Origin of the sequence: Aquisalimonas asiatica, assembly GCF_900110585.1 — a bacterium.
In the GTDB taxonomy this organism is placed as follows: domain Bacteria; phylum Pseudomonadota; class Gammaproteobacteria; order Nitrococcales; family Aquisalimonadaceae; genus Aquisalimonas; species Aquisalimonas asiatica.
Map to the genome: position 1 here is coordinate 771056 of NZ_FOEG01000001.1, position 25183 is coordinate 796238.

Annotated in this window: 17 protein-coding genes and 1 tRNA gene; 4 read left to right on the forward strand and 14 right to left on the reverse strand. The window is 66.4% G+C overall.

Annotation, left to right across the window (positions count from 1 at the left end; genetic code table 11):
• Positions 1-262: 262 nt before the first annotated feature.
• The gene (locus BMZ02_RS03640) at positions 263-5167 is read left to right on the forward strand and encodes a chemotaxis protein CheB (RefSeq protein ID WP_091639991.1); all 4905 of its coding nucleotides are present in this window, start codon (positions 263-265) and stop codon (positions 5165-5167) included.
• An 11-nt stretch (positions 5168-5178) separates the two neighbouring features.
• Here BMZ02_RS03640 and BMZ02_RS03645 read toward each other — a convergent pair whose 3' ends face one another.
• The 7 genes from BMZ02_RS03645 to BMZ02_RS03675 form a co-directional block, all read right to left on the reverse strand.
• Positions 5179-8640, reverse strand: a complete 3462-nt coding sequence (locus tag BMZ02_RS03645) for an EAL domain-containing protein (RefSeq protein WP_091639992.1) — start codon at positions 8638-8640, stop codon at positions 5179-5181.
• A 169-nt stretch (positions 8641-8809) separates the two neighbouring features.
• Complete coding sequence (locus tag BMZ02_RS03650) at positions 8810-10534, reverse strand: ATP-binding SpoIIE family protein phosphatase (RefSeq protein WP_171909794.1); 1725 nt, start codon at positions 10532-10534, stop codon at positions 8810-8812.
• Positions 10535-10601: 67 nt separating this feature from the next.
• Positions 10602-10907: an STAS domain-containing protein gene (locus tag BMZ02_RS03655; protein WP_091639996.1), complete on the reverse strand. Its 306-nt coding sequence runs from the start codon at positions 10905-10907 to the stop codon at positions 10602-10604.
• A gap of 55 nt (positions 10908-10962) precedes the next feature.
• Positions 10963-12156, reverse strand: a complete 1194-nt coding sequence (locus BMZ02_RS03660; RefSeq protein ID WP_091639998.1) for a methyl-accepting chemotaxis protein — start codon at positions 12154-12156, stop codon at positions 10963-10965.
• On the reverse strand, positions 12153-12515 hold the full coding sequence (locus BMZ02_RS03665; RefSeq protein ID WP_091640000.1) for a response regulator: 363 nt from the start codon (positions 12513-12515) through the stop codon (positions 12153-12155). Before BMZ02_RS03665 ends, BMZ02_RS03660 begins: the two co-directional genes overlap by 4 nt.
• A 114-nt stretch (positions 12516-12629) precedes the next feature.
• The gene (locus BMZ02_RS03670; RefSeq protein ID WP_091640002.1) at positions 12630-14717 is read right to left on the reverse strand and encodes a GAF domain-containing hybrid sensor histidine kinase/response regulator; all 2088 of its coding nucleotides are present in this window, start codon (positions 14715-14717) and stop codon (positions 12630-12632) included.
• 229 nt (positions 14718-14946) lie between these two features.
• Positions 14947-15022 (reverse strand) — tRNA-Glu (locus BMZ02_RS03675).
• 179 nt (positions 15023-15201) lie between these two features.
• Between BMZ02_RS03675 and BMZ02_RS03680 the strand changes: the two genes are divergently transcribed.
• From BMZ02_RS03680 to BMZ02_RS03690, 3 genes are all read left to right on the forward strand, one after another.
• Positions 15202-16704, forward strand: a complete 1503-nt coding sequence (locus tag BMZ02_RS03680; RefSeq protein WP_091640004.1) for an AAA family ATPase — start codon at positions 15202-15204, stop codon at positions 16702-16704.
• Positions 16705-16767: 63 nt separating this feature from the next.
• Positions 16768-18153 carry a flagellar hook-length control protein FliK gene (fliK, locus tag BMZ02_RS19270; protein ID WP_091640005.1) on the forward strand — a complete coding sequence of 462 codons (1386 nt, stop codon included), beginning with the start codon at positions 16768-16770 and terminating at the stop codon, positions 18151-18153.
• Positions 18140-18418 carry an EscU/YscU/HrcU family type III secretion system export apparatus switch protein gene (locus BMZ02_RS03690; protein ID WP_091640007.1) on the forward strand — a complete coding sequence of 93 codons (279 nt, stop codon included), beginning with the start codon at positions 18140-18142 and terminating at the stop codon, positions 18416-18418. The genes fliK and BMZ02_RS03690 overlap by 14 nt, the downstream gene beginning before the upstream one ends.
• Before the next feature lie 4 nt (positions 18419-18422).
• Here BMZ02_RS03690 and BMZ02_RS03695 read toward each other — a convergent pair whose 3' ends face one another.
• From BMZ02_RS03695 to BMZ02_RS03725, 7 genes are all read right to left on the reverse strand, one after another.
• Entirely contained in the window at positions 18423-18812 is a 390-nt protein-coding gene (locus tag BMZ02_RS03695) for a DUF2802 domain-containing protein (RefSeq protein WP_091640009.1), read from the reverse strand.
• Positions 18813-18831: 19 nt separating this feature from the next.
• Positions 18832-19329, reverse strand: a complete 498-nt coding sequence (locus BMZ02_RS03700; RefSeq protein ID WP_091640010.1) for a chemotaxis protein CheW — start codon at positions 19327-19329, stop codon at positions 18832-18834.
• Between the two features lie 92 nt (positions 19330-19421).
• Positions 19422-20222, reverse strand: a complete 801-nt coding sequence (locus tag BMZ02_RS03705; RefSeq protein ID WP_091640012.1) for a chemotaxis protein CheW — start codon at positions 20220-20222, stop codon at positions 19422-19424.
• Positions 20215-21009: a ParA family protein gene (locus BMZ02_RS03710; RefSeq protein WP_091640014.1), complete on the reverse strand. Its 795-nt coding sequence runs from the start codon at positions 21007-21009 to the stop codon at positions 20215-20217. The genes BMZ02_RS03705 and BMZ02_RS03710 overlap by 8 nt, the downstream gene beginning before the upstream one ends.
• Before the next feature lie 19 nt (positions 21010-21028).
• Positions 21029-22135, reverse strand: a complete 1107-nt coding sequence (locus tag BMZ02_RS03715; protein WP_091640016.1) for a protein-glutamate methylesterase/protein-glutamine glutaminase — start codon at positions 22133-22135, stop codon at positions 21029-21031.
• 19 nt (positions 22136-22154) lie between these two features.
• Positions 22155-24320 carry a chemotaxis protein CheA gene (locus BMZ02_RS03720; protein ID WP_091640017.1) on the reverse strand — a complete coding sequence of 722 codons (2166 nt, stop codon included), beginning with the start codon at positions 24318-24320 and terminating at the stop codon, positions 22155-22157.
• A 91-nt stretch (positions 24321-24411) separates the two neighbouring features.
• Positions 24412-25176: a protein phosphatase CheZ gene (locus BMZ02_RS03725; protein WP_091640019.1), complete on the reverse strand. Its 765-nt coding sequence runs from the start codon at positions 25174-25176 to the stop codon at positions 24412-24414.
• Positions 25177-25183: the final 7 nt, after the last annotated feature.

A 25183-nucleotide genomic window follows, 5' to 3' on the forward strand; every position in this document is an offset into this window, starting at 1 on the left:
TCAGCGCGAACCACGCATGCCCGCGCGCCGGGCTGGTCACCCGGCAAACGCCACTTGTTTCGGGTTATCGGCCGCCCGCCCGACGGCTTGAGCACCCGAACCACCGTGCCGGCAGGAACCGGTTCCCGCCGCGCCCGGCGGTTGCGGGGCCCTGCTCCGCTCCATAGAATGAAATCGCTGTTGGCCGCACCGCATGGATGAAACGACGCCGACGCCCGACTCATCCACACGGCTGCCATACAGCGGCCGCCAGAGGCTGTGAATGACAGAGTCCCCCGCTGACGACGGCAACACCGAACCCCGAGCAACCGAAACAACAGCAGATGACCGTGACCTGACAGTCGTGGGCATCGGTGCCTCGGCCGGCGGCCTGGAAGCGCTGCGCGCCTTTGTTGGCCACCTGCCCGCCGGCACGTCCATGGCCTACATCATCGCCCAGCACCTCTCTCCGCGGCACGAGAGCATGCTCGTGCAGCTCCTCGGGCGGGAGACGCGGCTCAGAGTGGCCCAGGTGGCGGATGGCATGGCCATCGACGCGAACACCATCTACATCACCCCGGCCAACAAGAACATCGTGGTGGAAGGCGAACAGCTCAGGCTGACCGAGCCCGAGGACCGCCCGGTGCCGAAACCGTCGGTAGATGGCTTCTTCCGCTCACTGGCCGACGCGTTCGGCGAGCACGCCATTGCCGTGGTGCTCTCCGGCACAGGCAGCGACGGCAGCCACGGTGTGCGCGCCATCAAGGCCGGTGGCGGGTTCACGCTGGTGCAGGCGCCGGAGACCGCGAAGTACGACGGCATGCCGCGGGCGGCCATGGAAACCGGGTGCATTGACCTGGTCATGCCCCCCGACCGGATTGCCGGCGAGCTCCAGCGACTGGTGGAGATGGCCGGTCATGCGCTGCTTACCCAGCCGGAACAGCCGGAGGCGCCCGTCTATGAGCGCATCACCCGGCTCATCCACCAGCAGGCCGGGCTCGACCTGTCCGCCTACAAGGAAAAAACGGTCCACCGGCGCCTCCGCCGGCGAATGGCCACGCGCCACCTCGACCAGCTGGAGGATTACCTGCAGCTGCTGGAAGAGGATCCGCAGGAGGTCGGGCATTTCTGTCAGGACATCCTCATCTCCGTCACGTCGTTCTTCCGCGATCCGGAGGCGTTCGAGGCCCTGCGTGAGCAGCTGTACCATCTGCTGCGCAATCGCCGCCCGGGAGACGACATCCGTATCTGGGTGCCCGGCTGCGCCACCGGGGAAGAGGCGTATACCCTTGCCATTCTGCTGAGCGAGATGCTCGGTTCGCGGGTGCGGGATTACCGTATCCAGGTGTTCGCAACCGACCTGGACGAGCCTGCGCTCAACGTCGCGCGGCGCGGTATCTACAGCGCCACGTCGCTGGTGGAGCTGGATGAAGAGACCATCAACCGGTACTTCCAGCCCTACGGCGACCAGTACAAGGTGGTCAAGAGCCTGCGGGAGATGCTTGTCTTCGCTCGGCAGGATCTGCTGCACGACCCGCCCTTCCTGCGCCTGGACCTGCTCAGCTGCCGCAACCTGCTCATCTACTTCAACAGCGACACGCAGAAGCGGCTCTTCGAGCTGTTCCACTACGCCGTCAACCCGGGCGGGCTGCTGTTCCTCGGCAAATCCGAGAACGTCACCCGCCACGAACACCTGTTCCTGCCACTGGAATCGACCTGGAAGATCTTTCAGCAACGGGGCAGCCGCAGCAGTTATTCCACCATGCCCTACCGCGCCAGCGGCGGCGCGCAGGCAAGCGACGACAGGGAGCCCGCGCCCCGCCCGCGACCAAAGCTCAGCCCCTACGACCGCATGATCCGGGCCACCATGGAGCAGTACGCACCGGCGGGGCTGCTGGTGGACGAAACCCTGCAGATCCAGCACATCCTCGGCGACACGTCACGCTACCTGCGCATCCCCCACGGCGACCCCGATTTCACGGTGCGCAACCTGGTGCGGCAGGAGCTGCGGGTGGACCTGTCGGCCCTGGTCACACGGGTCAAGAAGGACCGCGTCTCTGCCTTCAGCCGCTCCATTCATCTCCCGGAACACGACGAGCGGGTCCGGGTCTCCGTCCACCCCGTGACCGGTGAGCTGGACGAAGAGCTGCTGTATCTCATCTGTTTTGATCCGGTGCCGGCTCCGGCCGACGACGAGCACCGCGCTGAACCCCGCAATACCCACACCGTGGACGACGAAGCCTCGCAGCAGCGCATCAACGAGCTGGAGGATGAGCTCGCCACCACCCGCGAGCATCTGCAGACGGTCATCGAGGAGCTGGAAACCACCAACGAGGAACTCCAGTCGTCCAACGAGGAGCTGCAGTCATCCAACGAAGAGCTCCAGTCTTCCAACGAGGAACTGGAGACCACCAACGAGGAGCTCCAGTCCACCAACGAAGAACTGACCACGGTCAACGAGGAGCTCAACAGCAAGACGGACGAGCTCAACGCCGCGTACAACGATCTGCGCAACGTCAACGACAGCCTGGTGGACCCGCTGGTGGTCGTGGACGAGGGCCTGCGCATCAAGTTCCACAACCAGGCCTGCGACAAGATCTTCATCGGCACCGACGGACTTGTGGACACCCCGCTGCTGGACGTGGAGCGCCGGGTCGACATCCCCCGGTTCCGGCAGCGGCTGCAGCGGGTCATCCGCCACGGGGAGCAGGTGGAAGTCCAGATCAGCCAGACCCTGCACACCGCCGAGGAGGGGGCCGAGCACGACGTCGCCGCCCCGGTGATGCGTTACTACCTGCTGCGCATGCAGCCGTACTACGACGAGCAACGCAACGTCGGCGGCGCGGTCATCACCTTCTTCGACAACACGCGCATCAAACGCGCGGAACGGGGCTCCCGCGAGAGCGAGGCCCGCCTGCACGCCATCGTGAACCGCTCACCGGTACTCACGGCCCTGAAGGACCCTGAGGGCCGCTACATCCTTGCCAATGCCGCGTTCGAGTCGTGGGTCGGGCTGGAACCCGGCGGCGCACTCGGGCGACGCGACACCGACCTGCTGCCGGCCGACGTCGCCAGTCGCAACGGCGAACGCGAGCAGGCCGCACTCAACGCCGAAGAGGCCCGGGAGCACGAGGAAAGCGTCACTCTGTCGGGCCAGACCAGGCACTTCATTACCGAGCGCTTCCCGCTCCTGGACGAGGATGGTCATGTCTATGCCCTGTGCATCAAGGCGCTGGACATTACCGAACGGCGGGCAACCGAGGAGAAAGTCCGGTTACAGTCCAAGGCCCTTGATGCGTCGATGAACGGCATCCTGATCGCCGAGGCCGATGATCCCGAACTGCCGATCGTCTACGCCAACCCGGCATTCGAGCGGATTACCGGCTACAGCACCGACGAGGTCCTGCAACGCAACTGTCGCTTCCTCCAGGGGCCGGAGACCGACCAGGTGGCGCTGGACGTGGTCCGTGAGGCGCTGCGCGACGGCACGAACGCCCGCGTCCTACTGCGCAACTACCGCAAGGACGGCTCCCCGTTCTGGAACGACCTCTCCATTTTCCCGGTCCACGACGAAGAGGCCCGGCTCACCCATTTCGTCGGCATTCAGGAGGACGCCACCAAACGAGTGGACGTGGAGCGGGCCCTGCGCGACAACGAGGAACGGCTGATCACCGCGCAGGACTACGCGGGCGTGGCGAACTTCGAGTGGCGGCCCGACGCGGTCCTGCTGGGCACCCCGGGTCAGCTGGCCGACCTGTTCGGCCTGCCGCCGTCCGCGGGCGGCCAGCCCTCCGTGTTACAGCTGCTGCGGCGGGTCCACCCGAACGACCGGGCACCGCTGCTGGACGCCATCCGCCAATGTCTGCGCAGCAGCCAGGATGTCGACCTGGAATTCCGTGTGCGCACGCAGGAGAACGGCCTGTGCTGGCTGCACATCCGCGCCAACGCCGAACGCGGCAACGACGGCTCGCCCCTGCGTCTGCTCGGCCTGGTGGGGGATATCAGCCGCCGCAAGGACGTGGAGAATGCGCTGCTTTCCGCGCGTCTTGAGGCCGAGAAAGCGAACCGGGCCAAGTCCGAGTTCCTGTCTCACATGAGCCATGAGCTGCGTACCCCGCTCAACGCCATACTCGGCTTCGCGCAGTTGCTCGAGGCGGATCCGGACAACCCCGTGTCCCCTGCCCAGAACGAGAATATCCAGCAGATTCTGCGGGCCGGCTGGCACCTGCTCGACCTGATCAGCGAGGTGCTGGACCTCGCGCGTATCGAGTCCGGGCGGCTCAACGTGGAGAATCAGCCGCTGGATCTGCACCAGGTGGTCAACGACAGCCTGCGTACGGTCTCGCCCATGGCCGAAGAGCGCCGGGTGAGCCTGCACCAGGACATCCGCTTCCGTGGGGAGCTGGTCTCGGACACCACGCGCGTGACCCAGGTGCTGCTGAATCTGCTCACCAACGCCATCAAGTACAACCACGAGGGCGGCGACGTGCATCTCAGCGCCTGGGATGACGGACAGCGCCTGTGGGTGGCCATCGCCGATACCGGTATCGGCATTCCGCGGGAGGATCGCGGCAGACTGTTCGAGTCCTTCAACCGCCTCGGCCAGGAGGGCGGGCGGATCCAGGGAACGGGGATCGGCCTGGTGCTCGTCCACCGTATCCTCCAGCTCCTGGGCGGGACCATCGATGTGGAGAGCACACCGGACCAGGGCAGCACCTTCACGTTCAACCTGCCCCTGATCCGGCCGGAGGCCGTGGCGGCGATCGCCGAGGAGGAGCCGGCAGTGGTGCCGCACGAGGCCGCGGTGGTCCCCGACGGTCACCGGCCACTGCGTGTGCTCTACGTGGAGGACAACCCCAGCAACATGGCCCTGGCGCGGGAGATCTTCCGCCGGGAGGCCAGCGTGGAGCTGCTGGAAGCAACGGACGGCAACCAGGGCGTGGTGATGGCGGCGGCGGAGCGGCCCGATCTCATTCTGATGGATCTGCACCTTCCAGGCATGACCGGCCAGCAGGCGCTGGAGGCGCTGCGCGCCGACTCCCGCACGGCCGGCATTCCGGTCATCGCGGTCACCGCAGACGCCCTCTACGACGAGGCCACGGCTGAAGCAGGTTTCAACGACCGGCTGACCAAGCCGCTGCGCATCAGAGACCTGCAGGCCGCATTGCAGCACGCCGTGGCGCGGTGACGGCCTGCCCTTCAAGCCGGCACCTGGAGCGGGCCCGGCAGCGGCTCCGGGCGGTGGATGCCGTATCCCTGGGCGTAGTTCACGCCGATCTCCCGCAGCCGCGCCATCACCGCCTCGTTCTCCACGAACTCGGCTATGGTCTCGATCCCCATGACACTGCCGATGCGCTGAATCGCTTCGACCATGGCCTGATCGAAGGTCTCCTCCAGCAGATCCCGGACGAAGCGACCGTCGATCTTGATGAAGTCCACCGGCAGGGTCTTGAGGTAGCCGAACGAGGACAGGCCGGCGCCGAAATCGTCCAGGGCGAAGGCGCAGCCCAGACTGCGAATACGGTTGATGAACGCCACGGCGGCGTCCATCTGGCGGATGGTGGCGGTCTCCGTGATCTCGAAACACAGCCACTGGGGCGGGACACCCGATACGCTGAGCTGTTCCTCCAGAAAGTCGCCGAACCCTTTCTCGATGAGCGTCGTCCCGGAAAGATTGATGCTGTAGCGCACGGGCTGCTCTGAGTGCAGGTGCTCGTCGCGCAGATGCTTCAGTGCATGGCGGATGACCCAGCGATCGACCCGGGGCATCACCTGGTAACGCTCGGCGGACGGAATGAAATGCGCTGGCGGAACAATGGTGCCGTCCTCGTCCAGCATCCGCACCAGCACTTCGTAATGCGGCACATGCTCCACCGGGGCGGACAACGGCACGATCTGCTGGCGATAGAGAACGAACCGGTCCCCTTCCAGCGCCCGGGTGATCCGCGGCACCAGTTGCAGCTGCTCCGACTCCTGGCGTACCTGCCCCGCCTCACGCCGGTAGACTTCAACCCGCCCGCGGCCGCCGGATTTTGCGGCGTAGCACGCGGTATCCGCCGCGCTGAGCAGATCACCGGTGGTGCTGCTCTCGGCGCTGATGGCAACCACCCCGGCACTGGCGCCGATGAAAAACGCCTGCTCCTCCCAGAAGAAAATGAAGTTGCGGACCGCGTCGATGACCTTCTCCGCCACCGCGACGCCGTCCTCGAGGCGGCAGTCCCGCAGCAGCACGCCGAACTCGTCGCCGCCCAACCGCGCCACCAGGTCGCCATTGCGCACCTGGCCGCTGAGCACCTCTCCCAGCTCCTTCAGCAACTCGTCACCGGCGGCGTGGCCACAAGTGTCGTTGACGATCTTGAACTGGTCCAGGTCCAAGTACATCAATGCGTGCTCACGCCCGCCCCCCTGCGCGCTCTGGAGCAGCTCGTCCAGCTCCTGGTGAAACCGGGCGCGGTTGGGCAGACCGGTGAGGTTGTCGTGATAGGCCAGGTAACGGATCCGCTGATGCCGCTCCCGGGAGAGCACGAGCTGACGCAGCCGCTGACGCAGAACCGGGAGGAAGATCGGCTTGGTGATGAAGTCCGTGGCACCGGCACGAATCGCCTCGCCGGCAGAGCTCTCGTCGTTCAGCGCCGTGATGATCAGCAGCGGCACGTCAGCGTATTCGTCGTGGCTCTTGATGCGGCGACACGCTTCCAGGCCATCCATCACCGGCATGACACAGTCCATGAGAATGAGATCCGGCGTCTCGGCGGCCAGCTGCTGCAGCGCCTCTTCACCGTTGCACGCGCAATGGACCACGTAACCATCCCGGCGCAGGAACTCGGTCAGCATCAACCGGGTGTCGGCACTGTCTTCCACCACCAGTACGCTGCGGCCATCCACCGACGTCGCCTGCGTTTCGGTGCGGTCCCTGCGCTGTTCCCGGCGACGCAGCGCCACGGATTCGCTGGCCCACGCCATGAAGCGGCGTACCGTGTCATCCATCAGCTTGAGGGTTTCGCGGGCCTCCTGGGTCTGCGCCCGCCCGATCTGGTCGCCAAGGGCATTGGCAAGTCCCACCGCCTCGGCAGCATTGAAGTTGGACAACGCCCCCTTGAGGGTGTGCGCGATGAAGCCGGCCTCGGTGACGTCCCGCTTCTCCAGCGCGGCTTCGAGCATTCCCATGCGCTCCGGGAAATCGGCCCTGAAGGCGTCCAGCATGCCTGCGAACAGATCCAGGTCGTAATCCACCGCCTGCAGCGCCTGGTCCAGTTCCAGGTCGTGGTGATCGGCAATACTGACGGGCCGGCCCCTGGCCCGGCCACGGTCCCCCGGACGGTTTCCCAGGACCTCCCAGAGCAGCGCGTGCAACTGATCCCGGTCCACCGGCTTGCCAAGAAAGGCGTCGACCCCGGCGGCAAGGCAGCGACTCTGGTCCCCGGGCTCCGTGGCCGCGCTGACGGCGATGATTGGCAGGCGCGGAAGCCCCTCCCGGCGTTCCTCGTCACGAATGTGCGCCGCGACCTCCGCACCGTCCAGGCCGGGCATGTAGAGATCCAGGAAAAGCACGTCCGGACGCTCCTCCTGCAGGGCATCCAGAATCTGCACCCCGTTCTCGGCGACCCGTACGTCGTGGTGCTGGTGTTGCAGCAGGCCGGTGAGCATCTTCCAGTTGACGGGGTTGTCCTCCCCGATCAGCACCTGCAGGCGGCGCTGCTGGTAGCGCCTGGCCCCGTCCTGGGCGGCGGCAAGGTTCACCGGCGTATGCGCGCGCAGGTGAAAGGTGAAATCCGGCTCCACCGTCAACGTGGCACCGCACAAGGTCACCTGCCTGACGACTTCCGGAAAGGAGAGGCCGGCCCAGGGACCGGGAACGCCACTGTCCTGCAGCGGCTTCGACTGCTCTCCGTTTCCCGGGACCGGAAAGACCGTGAACCGGGGAAACCCCTGCTCCCCGTTACCGAGCTCAATGCTGAGATCGACCCGGATCTCGGCCAGCGGGCTGAACCGGAGGAGCGCGTCGACAGCGTATCCCAGGGTATCCACCAGGGCCTGCTGGCAGCCGAAGATCCGCTCCGGGAAACGCGGCTCCCTGGTCACCTGCACCCGCACACCGGGTGCTGCCTCCTCGGTGCGGCGGCGTAGCTGCACGATCAGGTCATCGGGGCTGAAAGGGTGCGCCAGGTGATGGGGGTCGTCGTTGACCTCGCCGGTATCGAGTGCGCCTTCGGCGATGGTCGCAGTGGCTGTGGCCGCGACCTTGAGCCACCGGCCCAGGGTGGCGTCGATCCCGGTTCCGAGGGCGCGCTCCAGGCTGGCAATGCAGTCCCGCACCCCTTCCTGCCGGCGCTGATCCGCAACGCGCGGCATGGCCCTGTCCCTCTGAAAGGCCACTGCGCCCCGTGTCGAGACATCCCGCTGAAACCCCAGGTAGTAGTCGGGAGACCGGCTGGTGCCGCCCAGGGGAAGCAACGTCACTTCATTGACGAACATCTCCCCGTCGCGCGTCCAGTTCTGTAGCAGAACCCGCGCAGGTGTCCCCTGCTGTACCGCCTGGCGCATGGCCCCCCGTCCGGGCTGATTGCACGATTCACCCTGAAGTACGCGGCAGTTCCTGCCCGTCATCTGCACGGGCGCCCAGCCGGTGAGGCGCTCGAAGGCGGGGCTGGCATGGATCACGGGCAGGTCGGGGGCGCGGGCGTCGGCCAGTACAAACGGCTGCTCCGAGACCGCGGTCAGGGCTGCAACTGCATCGCGTAGTGCCGCTGGAAGTGACGTTGTAATAGCAGGTTACCTCCTGGTGACGGCGTTCCCTGCCATGGTTGCTGGTTATGGGTTGCTGGCCGGGTCAGTCCTCACCGGCGCCGCGGTCATCGCGTTCACGGGGAGCGAGACGGAACCGCGCCTCCACCAGGTTCCCCCGCCCGTAGTAGCACAGTGAGTCACACATGCCCTGCAATAGCTTGATGCCGCGCCCCGAGAGGGACTCGTCCGGGCAGGCGTCACCCTGCAGGACACGCTGATGATCGAACCCGGCGCCGGAGTCGGTCATGCGAATGCGCAGCAGCCCCCCGCGTTCATCACGTCCGCGGCCGACCTGAATCCGCAGGAACCCGGAGTGGAGCCCATCCAGGGCGCGGCAACGGGTCTCATAATACTCCGTGAATCCGTCAGGCGAGGCCTTGAGCGCCGAGTCGAGCCCCAGCACACCGTGCTCCAGCGCGTTGGAGTAGAGCTCGGCCAGGACGGTGAGAAACCGTTGCCGTTCCTCTTCAGTCAGTTTCTCCAGGTGCGCGACACCGTCGGCAATGGGCTGCAGCGGAGACGGCCCCCGCAGCGCGGCGGCGTCCAGTTCCATGGAGAAGGCCCACTCCGAGCCCACTCTCCGGTCGGCGACATCCGCCGCCGGCTCCGCGGCCGCCTCGGGTCGGAACTCCAGCATGGTCACGTCGTCACCGGCAAGCGCCTGGAACGCCCGCAACTCCTCCTCCACGCGAGCCAGCCCGCCCGCCATCAGCGCCTGCTCCGCCCGCGTCTGGCCATACTCCTCGCCGTCGCTGTTGCGGGCCTCCTGAGCACCGTCACTGAGAATCCACACCCGGTCAGGGAAGGTCCCCGCGCTCACCTCGAGACGGGTCATGTCGAAGGGATCCATATGGCCCTGCACGCCCAGGGGCAGATGACTGGATTCGACCCGATGCAACAAGCCGTCGTCAGTGCGGTAGAGCACGTCCGGCATGCCACCATTCCAGATCTCGAGACAGCCACGGGCGGTATCGCACACCAGCAGGGCTGCGGCCATGAACAGGTTCGGCGGCAGATACTGGTGGAGTTTCGTGTTCACGCTGGCCAGCAGTTCGCGCGCGTCCACGCCCCGCGCGACCTCGCGGTGGAACAGGTCGGCCGTGGGCACGGTGCCGATGCTGGCTGCGATGCCGTGCCCGGTGAAGTCTCCGAGCATGAAGAACGCACGCCCGTCTGGCGACTCGGCGGCAAGCAGCATGTCGCCGCTGAGGATCTCCGCCGGCCAGTAGCAGTAGCGCACGCCATCACCCTGGAGCAGCGGCGTCGCGGTGGCCCGCTGCATGACCTCCCGTGCGATCCACTGATCGATCTCGGTCCGCCGCTGATAGGCGTCCAGGGAGTCGCGCTGCTCACGCACCGTGCGGTAGACCTGGGCGATACGCAGCCAGGAGTCGACCCGGGCGTTGAGCTGCACGCGGTTCACGGGCTTGGCGATGAAGTCGTCACCGCCGCAGGCAACGCAGCGCGCCAGTTGATCGTCGTCGTTCAGCGCCGTGACAAACAGCACGGGGACGTAACTGTCGCCATCCAGGGCCTTGATCTGTCGCGTGGCCTCGTAGCCGTCCATGACCGGCATGAGAACGTCCATGAGCACGAGATCAATGGCCCGGGTGCGCACCTGCTCCACCGCCTCGGCGCCATCGGCAGCGGTAAGCAGCTGAATGCCTTCCCGATGCCGCAGCATACCCTGGAGCAACTGCAGGTTGACCGGCTCGTCGTCCACCAGCAGCACCGTGGCCGCGGCATCGGCCTTCACCGAATCAGGCACGTCGGAATCGCGAAGGTCGCCCCTCACGAGCGGCACACTGCAGGACACGCCGCCACACACCGCATGGTCACCCCCGCATCGGGAATAGCTGGTGAAAGTTGGCAATGCGCAGAATTCGTTCCAGTTCACCGCGCACGTTGCGCAGCTCCACCTGGGCAACGTTGCTCTCGGCGTGCTCGCGCAGAAGCAGCAGCATCCCGAGCGCCGAGCTGTCCATGTAGTCGGTCTCCTGAAGATCCACCACGAAGCGCTTGACGTCGCTGGCGTCCCGGTAGGCGTCGCGGAAGTCCCTGTGCAGCCCGAAATCGAACTGCCCCGTGACGCGGATGATCAGCTCGCCTGCGTCCTCGTCGCGTGTCACTACCAGTGGCATCAGGATGTCCTCAGTCTGTTATCCGTTGGTGGGCGTGCGCCATGAACCGTTGATACTAGAACAGCTCCACGTCGCCGGCGTCCATATCACTCTGTGAGACGGAGCGCAGAGAGCGGCGCTCCTGCTCCCGCGCCTCGCGCTGTTGGGCAAGCGCGGTGCGGGCGTCACGCAGACGCCGGGCATAATCCGCACCGGCGGCGTCGTCAGTGACCTCGGCCACCACGCCACGGATACCGGCAAGGTAGTGGTCCAGTCCGTCCACCCCCTTGGCTGAATTGTCCAGCAGCTGGGTGGAGATGTCCTCGAACTGGAGGGCGCGCACCGCATCCTGGACGTGGCCGTCGATGGCGCCGGTGAGCGCGGAGATTCGGGCAACCCCCTGGTCCACTCTCTGATCAAGTGCTTCCAGGTCCTGCATCATGGTGCTGATGCGGTTGCGCGCGTTGAGAGATTCGTTCATGTCCTGGGAGGCCATCTCGCTCACCGACGACTTGGCGTGATCGATGATGCCCCGCGCGCTGGACACCTGCTCGGCAATCTGGTCATTGAACGTGTTCGCCTGCTCCGCCAGCACGCGCACCTGTTCGGCCACCACTGCAAACCCGCGGCCTGCCTCGCCGGCCCGGGCAGCCTCGATACTGGCATTCAGCGCCAGCAGATCCGTCTGTTTGGCAATCCCCCGGATGTCCTGCAGCAGCCCGCCAATGGCATCCATCTGGCTGACGATATCGTCGATGGCGTGCGCCGCATCCACGCTGTGGCGGCTCATCTGCACCACCATCTCGACGTAGTTCTCCAGAATGCTCTCCGTCTCGTTCACGAACTGCCTGATACCGAGGGAGCCGTCGGCGTCGTCTTCCGAGGACGTCTGCATGACGCGCTCGGCAAGTTCCGATTGCTCCTGCGTCTTTTCATTGACGCCCACGAAGCTGGCGTTGATCTGCTGCACGGCATCGGTCACCAGCGAGCGGATCTGGCCCAGGTCATCGCGAATCTGCCGGAACTCCGCATTGAGGCTTTCATTCATGTCATCGAGGAACCCGCGCAGCTCCCGCTCCAGCGCGTCATCCCGGTCGACTGCGCCGGGCCTGGACCATTCCCCATCCGATGACAGACGGCCCAGGACAGCCCACAGGGCACCTGCCGCAAGCACCGCGGGGGCCGCGAGCGCAGGTTGCCACCACGCCACGACCGCAAGCATGACGGTGATCCCGCTCGCAATGAACACGCGGGCGGCAGCTGGCTTCATCGCAGCACCTTGCCAACCGTCGCCAGCAACTGATCCGGTTTGAATGGTTTCACCAGCCAGCCGGTGGCACCGGACGCCTTGGCCTGCTGCTTCATGTCGGCGCCGGATTCGGTGGTGAGGAACAGAATGGGGGTAAACCGGTAGTTGGCAAGACCACGCAGCTCCTTGATCAGGGTGAGACCGTCCATCTGCGGCATGTTGACATCGGTGATCACCAGGTCGAACCGCTCCTTCTGCGCCTTGCTGAGCGCCTCCTTGCCGTCACCGGCCTCGAACACCTGGTGGCCGCTTTCCTTTAGCGCGGTGGCCACCATCTGACGCATGGTCGCGGAATCGTCTACCGCCAGAATCTTGCCCATCAACGCTCCCCTTCTCCCTGACGTGTAACGTGCGCACAGCAAATAACCATGCCGTACGATGCCTATCCAGATAACGTATCGGCCAATACCGGCGCCCCTTGAGCGATTCCTGACTCAGTGCCCCCCGCCCCGGGGCACCGAGCACAGCGGTGCGAGCTGGGCACGCGCATCACTGAGCAACCGATCCAGCTCCCGGACGCGGTCCGGCAGCTGGCCGCCGTGGTTCGCAAGAGCCTCTTCCACCTGCGCCGCCTGTTCTCGGGCCACTTCCATGGCCATGTTGCCGAACATCCCTTTCAGCGCGTGCACCTCCCGGTGGAGCACCTGGTGATCCCCCTCCTCCCACGCCTGCCGCAGCACACGCTGGCGGTCGACCAGGCTGTCATACAGGGTCTGCATCAGATCGGCGAGCAGCGCTTCGTCACCACCAAACTGCTCCAGCAGGTGGGTGCGGTCCGGCAACAGGGTGGCGCCTTTGTCCGGGTCGGCCCGGGCAGGACTCCTCGCCGGGGCGGCCACAGTGCAGGACTGCACCAGCGCCCGGAGTTCACCCAGCCGCAGCGGCTTCTGCAGGTAGTCGTCCATGCCGGCGGCGAGCAACCGCTCCCGGTCTCCGCGCATGGCGTGAGCGGTCAGTGCGGCAATGCGCGCGCGCGCCAGGCCACCCTCCGCGTCACCCTGTCGCAGCCGGCTCGCCACTTGCGGGCCCGTCAACCCGGGCATCTCCACGTCCAGCAGGATCAGGTCGAACGGCCCATCGGTGCGCGCCTTTTCCAGCGCCTCGTCGCCCCGGACAGCCATTGTCACGCTGTGGCCGTCACGCTCGAGCAGTGATTTCACCACCATGCGGCTCGCCGCATCATCCTCGGCAACCAGAACGCGGCGGGACTGCCCCCCATCGGCACCGGACGGCGTCGCCGGCGACCGCTGAGCGGGGACGGGTTGCTGATCCGCGTAGCCAAGGGTCACCGTGAACGTGAACGTACTGCCCTCGCCCGGCCGGCTCTCCAGGGTGATGGCCCCGCCCATGCCTTCGGCAAGCCGCCGGGCGATGGGTAATCCCAGCCCGGTTCCCCGCGATTCCCCCACGCCATGACCACCAACCTGATTGAACGCTTCGAAGATGGATTGCCGGTCTCCAGGCGCGATACCCGGCCCGGTATCGGTGACATGGAAATCCAGGCGCAGCGCGGCTTCACCCGTTTCCATCGCCTGCACGCGAACGGCGACACGGCCCTGCTCGGTATACTTGATGGCATTGCCGACAAGATTGAGCAGCACCTGATGCAGGCGCTGCTGATCCCCCACCACGGCTGCCGGCAACCCGGGCGGCGGCGTCACTGTCAGCGCAAGGCCCTTCTCCCGCGCCAGCGGCATCATCAGGTCATCCAGCTGCTGCAGGGTACGCCCCAGATCGAAGGGCTCCCGGCGGAACACCATTTTGCCGGCCTCGATACTGGACAGATCGAGCAGATCGTTGATCAAGCCGAGCAGCAGATCCCCCGAGCTGCGCGCCACCTCCACGTAACGCCGCTGCTCGTCGCTCAGTTGCGCCCGGTCCAGAAGCTCCAGCATGCCGAGCATGCCATTCATGGGCGTGCGGATCTCGTGACTCATGCGCGCCAGAAACTCGCTCTTGGCACGATTGGCTGCTTCCGCCTCCCGTTTACCGGCAGCGAACGCCTGCACGCGGCGCTGCTGTGTCTCGATGGCATCACTGAGGTTCTCGACGGCCAGCTCCCGCTCCACCAGGTGCGCCAGCTCCAGGAGATCCTCCCGCTGGTCCCCTGTCAGGCGGCGGGGTCGCGTATCCATCAGGCAGAGCGTTCCCAGGTGGGTGCCGTCCGGCGCGGCGATCGGGGCACCGGCGTAGTACCGCAGCCAGGGCTCACCGATCACGTAGGGATTGCGGTCGAAGCGCGCGTCCGCCTGCAGGTCCGGCACCTCGAAAATGTCCGGCTGCCCGAGCGCGTACTGGCAGAAGGAGTCGCCCCTGGTGGTTTCGGACATGGACAATCCCACCGCGGACTTGAACCACTGACGGTGCGCGTCCAGCAGTGTCACGGCGCAGATCGGTACGGAGAACAGGCGGGAGGCGAGCCGCGTGAAACGGTCGAACCTGGCTTCCGGCGCGGTGTCCATGATGCGCAGCGCATCCAGTGCCGCCGTGCGGGCGTGGTCATCAACGTTGGTCTGCTGCAATGTCTGCCGTTACCTGATCACTGGCGGGGCAGCCCTACAGATCCGTTGCGCGACGCACCCAAGGTTATCGAAACACCACGTTTGCCACGGCCTAAAGCCGTATCCTGAACGGATACGCCACAACATGCCACCGTCGGACTCGGAGCGCGAGCCTCTCGTCAATGGTGCTCGAACCGCTGCACTTACGAGAGCCGCGCCTGATGGCGGAAACCACGAGGAAAAGAAGAAGTGGCGTCCCCTAGGGGATTCGAACCCCTGTCGCCGCCGTGAAAGGGCGGTGTCCTAGGCCTCTAGACGAAGGGGACGCGGCCCTTGGCTTAGCCAAGATGCGGCGCATGATACGAGCGCCCGGCGGGCCTGTCAACAGCGGTTTTGAACTGCCAACCATGCCTCACTGCGCTGTCGCCGGCCTGATACACTGCGGGGATACTCTGAGGCGAACAAGACGCGCGTTCGATGCAACGCCGGAACCAGGGGGCGATCAATGTCGACTAACGCCAGCAGCGTCCAGGGGAGCGGGCTCCTGCAGGCACCCTTCCACTACGCCGATGGCGAACGCGAAACGCGCATGAACCTGCTCCTGCAACACCTGCAGGTGGGCGAGCGTGTCGTCATTCTCGAAGGCGACCCGGGCAGTGGCCGCACACACCTCCTCCACCGGATCCTCACCCGCAAGGATCACGGGCTGCAGACGCACGCCGTGACCGTGGAACCGGAGGTGACGTTCACGGAGATCCTGCTGGGCATGCTGGAGCAGTTTCAGCACGCAGAGCCCACGGCGAGCGCGCCCAACCGCATCCGCGACTACGCAGCGGAACGGATCACCGGCATGCTCCGGGCCGGAGAGTCCCCTGTGCTGGCAGTAGACGACGCGGACCGGCTCGAGCCGGCCATGCTGGACAATCTGCTGGCGTTTCGCGAAGAAGCACGGATCGCATCCGGCCGCACCCTGAGCCTGCTGCTGATCGGCTCCCACCGCCTTGCCCTGCAGGTTGCGGAGCGGGACACCGAGAAACGCCAGAGCAATCCCGTGGCCGTCTCGCTGCACGGGCTCGAGCCTGCGGCAACCCGGGAGTTCATCCGCCAGGCCCTGGAAGCGGACGGCGACACGGCCGGCCACCTCCTGGCGAGCCTCGACATCGACGCCGTCCACGCCAGCAGTGGCGGCCGCCCCGGCGCCATACTCCAGGCCGCCCGCAAACAGCTGGCGGGCGGAGGAGAGAAACCGCGCCCGAAGAAAACGGCCAGCCGTTCGCGACCGAAGACCCGCCGGACGCTGCCGGCGTGGCTGCAGCTTCGCGGGCCGAAACGCAGCGTGGCCGTTGTGGCAGCGGCAGCCAGTGGCTTGCTGGTAACGCTGTTTGCCCTTGCCTGGCAACTGGGCGATGCACCGGAACCGGCCACCGTGGCGCAGTCACTGGAAGTGGACCCGGCGTCGGCCAAGGGTCCAAGCCCCGGTGAGCGGCTGGTCGTGGATGTCCCCGTCATCGATCTGGACGCCGAGCCGCCGGCCACCGCCCCGGAAACCGGGGAAGAACCGCCGGTCGATCTCTCCGGTGCACTGCCACTGTTCAGCCACTCGGAAGCCGCGGAGACCGACCTGACCGCGCTCGCCGAGACCCGCCCGCAACCGGACGAGAGCGCGGACGACGCCGGAGAATCCGGTGAAACGGCCGCGGAGGATGCCTCACCATTGCAGCGTGCGCTGGCCGAGGGCCAGGCGTGGCGGGAGGACCAATCCAGTGATGACTGGACGGTACAACTGGTGGGGGGCCGTAGCCCGGACAACCTCCGCTCCTGGATGGAGAGCCACAACGGCGCGGTGGACGCGTACATGCTGGTGACCGAATGGGATGGAGGCGACTGGTACGTGGTCGTCACCGGTGCGGATGCCAGCGAGAGCGATGCCCGCGAACGCCTGGCAGAGCTCCCCGACGAAGTGCGCCAGGGCGGGGAATGGGTCCGCCAGCTGAGCGACTTCCAATAGCGGCAACCGACGCGGCTGCCGGCTCTGCAGCCGACGTGACGCCACCCGGAGCGGAGAGCCACCATGCTGCCTCCATCTAGCACGGCACAATCCGGCATCGTTCGCATCCCCGAATCGGCGTCGGGGCCCGCCCTGCGCAACTGGCAGGCCGGGCAGGTCATCGATGCCGTGGCACGCAGCGCAACGCAGAACGGACGCGTGACCCTGCAGCTCGGCGGCGAGCAGATCCAGGCGCGGACGAACCAGCCCCTGCAGGCCGGTGAGCGTATCCAGGTCCAGGTGCTGCGTCAGGACGGCGGCGCCCTGACCCTGCGCATCCTGCCATCCGAAGCCAGCCGCGAAGCGTCGGAAGCGATGCGGCAACTGCTGCCAAGACAGACCAGTGGCGCCGGCCTGCTGGCCAATGTTGCACAGGCCGTCACTCAGCCCTCTGCGCAGACCCGGAGCCTGCCCGAACCGGTGCAGCAGGCGCTGCGCACATTCTGGCAGGCGCTGCCGGACAGCACGCAGGTCTCCCGCAGCGACGGCCTGCGGCAGGCTGTTGCGGACAGTGGCCTGCACCTGGAGCGGCGGCTGCTCGCCATTGGCGCGGGACAGGAACCTCCCAACGCGGTCCGCACGGATCAAAAAGGCCAGCTCAGCAACCTGCTGACCCAGGTGTTCCGGGCGCTGGAGGCGCGCCCACAACAACGGGGCGGCGAGCAATCACCACCCGCCCCCACACCGCAACCGCAACCGCGACTGACACCCGTCACCGCGCCACGCCCGCCCGCGCCCCTGCAACCGGCACCGCAGCCGCAGTCATCACCGCTGCTGCCGCAACCGACGTCAGCGGGCGCCGGTCAGGCGCCAGCCACCGCCCAGGAGCGTGCAACAGCACCCCAGCAGCCCATGAACCCGACACCGCCGCCGGGGCCGCAGGCCCGGGGCATTCCGCCGCCACCTCCTCCTGCCGCAACGCTGTCCGGCCTCGCCGGCGCCGGCGAGATGCTCACCGAGCTCGCCCGCCAGACCGACTCCACCATGGCGCGGCTTCAGCTCACTCAGCTGTCACTGCTGGCCGGCGATGCCCTGCCCCTGTTCTTCGAGCTGCCGGTACGGGACGGTCGCCAGATCGACCTCATCCAGTTCCACCTGGAACAGCAGTCCGGTGGCAGCGATCAGGAGGACGAGAAGACGTGGCGGGTGATGCTGAGCTTCAACTTCGAGGGGCTGGGGCCGATGCACACGATGGTGCATCTGTCCCCGGACGCGGTGGCCACCACATGGTGGGCGGAGCGGGAAGGCACGGCAACATTCCTGGAGAGCCAGCTGGCGACACTGGAGACGCGCCTGCAGGACATGGGATTCCGGGTGGCGAACATGACCTGCATGCACGGCAAGCCGCCATCGCCGGACACCCACCCGGACACCGGACCACGCCGAGGATTGCTCGATGAACAGGCATAGCCCGCCCCACCAACGGCTCGCCATCGCACTGGAATACGACGGCGAAGGCGCTCCCACGGTCACCGCCAAGGGCGCGAACGATCTCGCCGACGCCATTGTCGCGCTGGCCCAGTCCCACGACGTGCCGGTTCACGGCGATCAGACGCTGGCACGCCTGCTGTCACAGGTGGATGTGGACGAAGAGATCCCGGAACGACTGTACCGGGTAGTGGCGGAAGTGCTTGCGTTCGCCTATCTGCTCAAAGGAAGGACACCCGACGGGTAATCCGTCAGATGTCGTCCTCGTGCTCCTGGTGGATGAGCACGACCAGATCCGCCTCGACCTTGCTCAGCCCACTGCTGCTGGCGATCTCGTCGGCGGTCTGTCCCTTGCGGGCCATGCGGATGGCCTGCTCGAAGGCTTCACTGCTGGTCTCGCGGGAGCTGAGCATGGACAACCGCTCCTTGAGCCGGCGCAGCTCCTGCTCAAGACGCGCAACCCGCTCACCCTGGGCCACGGCGCCGGAGGACAGCCCTTCCACTGATTCCAGCACACGCCGCCGCTCATGACGCAACCCGGAGAGGCGGGCTTCCGCCCGCCGAACCTGCACGATCACCACAGCCGCAGCGACGATGGCAATGACAAGGGCGGCTACCGCGATCAGAACACTCAGGGTCATGCATCCCCGCTATTACGGATCAGAGGGAGGAAATCTCTTCCCATTCCTCCCGACTCAGAAGTTTGTTGACATCCACCAGGATGAGCAGTTCCTCACCGCGACTGACAACACCGTAGATGTACTTGGAGGACTCCTCGTTACCCACGTTGGGGGCCGTGTCCACCTCGTCTTCACGGACGTTCATGACTTCCGCCACGCTGTCCACGAGAATCCCGGCGACCTGATCGCCGGTCTCGATGACCACGATGCGGCTGGCGTTGTCCGTGTCACGGGATTCAAGACCGAAACGCATGCGGGTGTCAATGACTGTCACCACGTTGCCGCGCAGGTTGATGATACCGAGCACGAACCGCGGCGCTCCCGGCACCGGGGCGATTTCGCTCATGGGCAGGACTTCCTGCACGCGCATCACGTCGATGCCGTAAGTCTCGTCAGCCAGTGAAAACGTGACCCACTGGGTCAACGGCCCCTGGAACTGTTCCTGCTCCTCGTGATTGTGAGCCTGTTGCTGCGCCATGACTGGCCTCCACTCAAACGTTCTGTCTCAGACTGGGTTTATCGGCACGGACGCCGCCGGCATGACCCTGTTCGCGCCACAACGGGAACAGGTCAACGTTTTGGCGCCTGCGTCTCCAGCATTCGTGTAAATGCGCTGGTGTCGATCAGCGCACTCAGATGACCGATCACGGTCCCCGCCAGCCAGGGCCGTTGACTCCCCTGCTTGCGCCACTTCACCTCGTCGGGACGCAATCGCACCACGTCACCGATGGCGTGACAGGCAAGCCCCCAGCCGCCATCACCCACGACCAGGATATGCTCCGGCGCCGCCAGCGCCTCTTCGGTCTGCCGTTTATCCGGGGGCAGCACCATGGTCACGGTATCGATCACACGGACATTGCGGTTGCGGTAACGCATCAGCCCCATGTGCCATTCCGGCTGCCGCGGCATGGGCGTGACTTCCACATCGCGTCGTGGCACCACACTGTGGAGCTCCGTGAGCGGGACCGCCAGCTTCAGCCCACCCACCGTGAAGAACAGCGCCTGCACGGCCTCGTCGCCACGGGCCACCGGTTCTTCGATCACGGGGTCTGCGGCGGGCGGCGCAGCGTCTGCGGACGCCTCCGTCTCTGCTTCGGTGACCGGCTCCTCCGGCGCTGGCTCGGCTAACGCAACCGGGGCAGGTTCGGGCTCGGGTTCGGGTTCCACGGCCGGTGCCGGAGCCGATACCGGCGCTTCCACGGCCGGCTCGGCCGCCACGGGCGCAGCCGGTGCCGGTGGCTCTGGCTCCGGCACGGCGCGGGCTTCGGCCTCGAAATCCGGGATCTCCTGCAGCAGCGCGTCCAGGTAATCGCGGACCGCATCGTGCTGGTCCACCAGAGTCGGCTGCTGTCGTTGGCTGGCATCACCCATTCTCTACCGCCTCCGGCGCTTCGGGCGCCTGTTTTTCCAGGGCCTGCAGCAGTTTGCGATAGGCCTGACTCCCCCGGGACCAGGGCTGTGCGACGGTCAGCGGCAGGCGGTTGCGGCTCGCCTCCCGGAAGCGGGTGTCTTCCGGAATCGCCCCGTCCCAGACCCGGTCACCGTAGCGCTGGCGCAGCTCCTGCAACGCCTCCACCGACTCCCGGGTCCGCCGGTCGAACATGGTCGGGATGATCTGGTAGGGAAGCTCCCGCTGACGCGAGCGCTGGATCATCTCCAGGGTGTGGATCATGCGCTCAAGGCCCTTGATGGCAAGAAATTCGGTCTGCACCGGCACCAGCAGATCGTCGCAGGCAGCCAGGGCATTGACCATGAGCACGCCCAGCATGGGCGGGCAATCGATGCAGACGGTGCCGAACCGGTCCCCCAGGGCCTGCACGGTGTTGCGCACCACCAGGCCCTTGCCGTGGCGGGCCCCGAGCTGGCGGTCCAGCGTCGCGAGCGCGCTGCTCGCGGGCAGCAGCTTGATGTTCTCGACACCGGTGTCGCGCAGCATCATGGGCACGTCGCTGGCATCCACGGTGTCGTTGAAGAGGTCGTAGACGCTCGGCGAGATATCGTCGGGGTCGTATCCGAAATAGGCGGTCATCGACCCGTGAGGATCCAGATCCACCAGCAATACACGCTCGCCCTGATTGCTCAGCAGCCCCGCCATGCTGACGGCAGTGGTGGTCTTGCCCACCCCGCCTTTCTGATTGGCTATTGCCCAGGTACGCATACCGTCTCCAGACCGCTGCTCATGACAGGCGCGCCAGTGCGCCGCCGATTTCGGTCACCGCCATTTCGCGATCAGTCAGCCCCGCCTTGGCAACGGCCCCCGGCATGCCGTAGATGACACTGGTTGCCTCATCCTGCGACCAGACATGCCCCTGCCGCCGCTTGATGTCCTCAGCGCCCCGGCAACCGTCTGCACCCATGCCGGTCATGACGATACCGAGCACGCGGCCACCACAGGTGTTGGCCGCCTCGGTGAAGGCGACATCCACGCTGGGCTTGTAGAACTGGCCTTCCTGCGGCTCGATGGTATACACCCCGAGCGCCCCGCCCCGGCGCCGGATACCCATGTGAACGCCTCCTGGCGCGAGCAGCGCAACACCCGGCTCCAGCGTGTCCCCATCGGCCGCTTCGCGGACCTCCAGGCGGCACATGCCGTTCACCCGTTGGGCGAAGGCGCTGGTGAAGTTGGCCGGCATGTGCTGGACGATCAGTAGCGGCAGCGGGAAGTCCGCCGGCAGCTCCGTGAGCACCTTCTGCAGCGCCACCGGCCCGCCGGTGGAAGCACCGATGACCACCAGATCCAGATCACGCAACCCGGGCCCGCGCCGGGACGGCCGTGCACCCGGCGCGGCCTGGGTATCAGGGCGCGGCTCCGGCCGCGGCGGGACCCGGGCGGCCCGTGACCGCTCCGGCTGAGCCGGTGCGCTCGCGCCCCGTGCCGCCATGCGTGGCCCGCCGCCAACGGCCTTGACCTGCTCCTGCAGGCGCTTGCGCGCGGTCTCGGCATTCGCCGAAATATCGGAGAAACGCTTGGGCAGGAAATCCACGGCGCCCGCTTCCAGCGCGTCCAGGGTGGCGCGGGCACCATCGAACGTAAGCGACGAGAACATGAGCACCGGAGTCGGCCGCTGCTTCATGATCTCGCGCACGGCGGAGATGCCATCCAGCACGGGCATCTCGATATCCATGGTGACCACGTCTGGCTTCAGGCGCAGCACTTCCTCGATGGCCTGACGGCCATCGGCCGCCTCGCCCACCACCTCCAGTGCGCGATCCTCCGAGAGCATCTCCTTGATGCGTCGGCGGAAGAAACCGGAATCATCGACTATCAGTACGCGCGTGGCCACGCCACTCTCCTCATCATTCCTACATCCGGGAGCCGAAGGTCTTCACCAGACTGGGAATATCGATAATCAGCGAAATGCTGCCGTCCCCGGTAATGGTGGAGCCGGCCAGACCGGGCAGCCCCTGGAGCATGCTGCCCAGCGGCTTGATCACCACCTCCTCGAGGCCGATCACGTCATCCACCACGAACCCGACCACCTGGTTGCCGACATTCACGGTGACCACCTGCTGCTCGTCGCGGCCGGCATCCGGGTCTTTCGTCTCCAGGCTGCCGATGGCGTCGATCCAGCGCTCCAGGAAGAACAGCGGCATGGCCTTCTGCCGCACCATGACCACGCGGCGGTTATCCACCACCTTGGTCTTGTCCATCTCCAGCTCGAAGATCTCGCTGACCACCGACATGGGCAGCGCGAACTTGCGCCCGCGCATGCGCACCATGAGTGTCGGCAGGATGGCCAGCGTGAGCGGCACCTTGATGCGCAGCGTGGTGCCGCGGCCCTGGGCGGAGTCGATGTCCACCGTGCCGTTGAGCTGGGAGATCTTGGTCTTGACCACGTCCATGCCCACGCCGCGCCCGGAGACATCCGAGATCTCCGCCTTGGTGGAGAAGCCCGGCGTGAAGATCAGATTGAAGCAGTCCTTTTCGTCCAGTCGGCTGGCGGACTCCTTGTCCATCAGGCCTTTCTCGACCACCTTCTGCCGCAGAGCCTCGGGGTCCATGCCCTTGCCGTCGTCGGCGATGGTGAGCAGGATATGATCACCTTCCTGCGCCGCGGACAGCCGGAGCACCCCCTTGGAGGCCTTGCCCGCGGCCTTGCGGTCGGCCGGATCCTCGATACCGTGGTCCACGGAGTTCCGGACCAGGTGGATCAACGGGTCGGCCAGGGCCTCGACCAGGTTCTTGTCCAGGTCGGTGTCCTCGCCCTCCATCTGCAGATCCACTTCCTTGCCCAGGTTCCGGGCCAGGTCGCGCACCAGGCGCGGGAAGCGGCCGAAGACTTTCTTGATGGGCTGCATGCGGGTCTTCATGACCGCGCTCTGGAGGTCGGAGGTGACCAGCTCCAGATCGGCGACGGCCTGACTCATGCGCTCGTCATCGTACTGGGAACGGATGGTGCTCAGGCGGTTGCGGACCAGAACCAGCTCGCCCACCAGATTCATGATGTCGTCGAGCTTGGCGGTGTCCACACGTACGGAGGTATCCCCGCCGGCCTTGCCGCCACCGGCCGCACCGCCGGAGCCACTGTCACCGCCCCCGGAGCCACCTCCGGAACCACCGCCACCCTTGCCGCCGGATGCAGCGGCTGGCGCGGCAGATTTCGCCGGCGTGGCGGCACTCTTGCCCGTGTCCTTGTCCGCTCCTGCCGCAGCGGGAGCCGCCGCCGACGCCGCAGCACCGGCGCCGCCCGTGGTGGGGCCTTTGCCCGCGCCGTGGAGCTGGTCGAGCACCGACTCGAACTCGTCTTCGCTGATCAGGTCGTCACCGCCCGAACTCGCGGCCGGCACGTCCGGGTTCGAGCCCTTGGGAACGCCCCCGTGCTTGCCTTCGCCGTGAAGCTGGTCCAGGACGGCCTCGAATTCGTCCTCGGTGATGTCGTCACCGGACGCACCGCTGGCACCGTTATCGGTGGCCGGGGCCTCGGGCTCGTGCTTGTCCTCGTCGAGGGCGTCCAGCAGGGCCTCGAATTCGTCTTCGGTAATGTCGTCGCCACCTGCAACGGCCTGGCTGTCGCCGGCCTTGTCCTGCGGTGCAGGCTCGGATGCCGGCGCGGCCGACTGTGGCGCATCACCCACCGACTCCTGCTCCTGCAGGAGTTCCAGCGCGCGCAGAAGCTCTTCGGGTGCTTCGCGCGGGTCCTCGCCGTTCCCCAGGTCACTGAACTGGTTGTTCACCACGTCCAGGGCACGCAGGACGTAGTCCATCAGCTCCGCGGTGACCTCGCGCTCACCGTTGCGCAGGAGGTTGAAGAGGTCTTCGGTGCGGTGGCAGATCTCCACCAGCGGGTCGAAGCCCAGGAAGCCCGCACCACCCTTGATGGTATGGAAGCCGCGGAACACCGCGTTGAGCAGATCCTGGTCCTGCGGTGCGCGCTCCAGCTGGACGAGCTGCTCACCCAGCTCCTCCAGGATCTCCCGGGACTCCACGAGGAAGTCCTGTACGATGTCGTCTTGCGTATCAACTGCCATAAAGCCCCCAAGCGATACCCGGCCCGCGCCCGCGCGCTGGGCTTCCGGGATGCCGTCACTCCGACCCGCCACTCACCAATGCGGCGCGAACTCAGAAACCAAGACTGGAGAGCAGGTCATCCACCTCGTCCTGACCACTGACCGCCGAGTCCGATTCCTGTCCCGGCACCTGCGGCCCCTCCAGTTTCATTGCATCTTCCGTGTTCTTGTCGGCCGATTTCCCGTCTTCCGTAGCTTTTCCTTGCGTCTGTCGCGGGGCGGAGATGGAAATCAGGGACACCAGCCCGTCCTCCACCTCTCTCACCAGGTCCATGACACGGCGGATGATCTGGCCCGTAAGGTCCTGATAATCCTGCGCCATCAGCGCGTCGGTCAGCTTCTCCTGGATGGCGTCGCCCTCGGTCTCCAGGCGCTCGAAGAACTGGTCAAGCCGTTGGCCGAGCCCGCGGAACTCGGTGGCCGACAGCTGCCGTGAGCGGAACCGCTTCCACTCCGCGGCCAGCGTCTTGCCATCGCTGCTGATGCCGGACAGAGTCTCAAGGGACTCTTCCAGCGCGGTCAGCGTCCGGTGCGCCGAGTTCTCGGTCAGCTCGATGACGTGATTCAGCCGCTGATGGGCATCGGGAATCTCGGAGACGGCGATGTCGCTCAGCCGGCCGTCCAGGCGGAAGGATTTCAGCGCCTCGTGGAGCTCCCGGGTCAGCTTGCCGACCTCCCGGAACAACTCCGTCTCGCGCAGGCGGGTCAACTCATCCAGCGCCTCGCCCACGGCCTCCCCGTCACCGGCCTCGATCGAGGACAGCAATTCGCGAGCCTTGGCTTCGTAGGCGGCAAGATCCTGGCTGCCGTCCGTCATGCGCCTG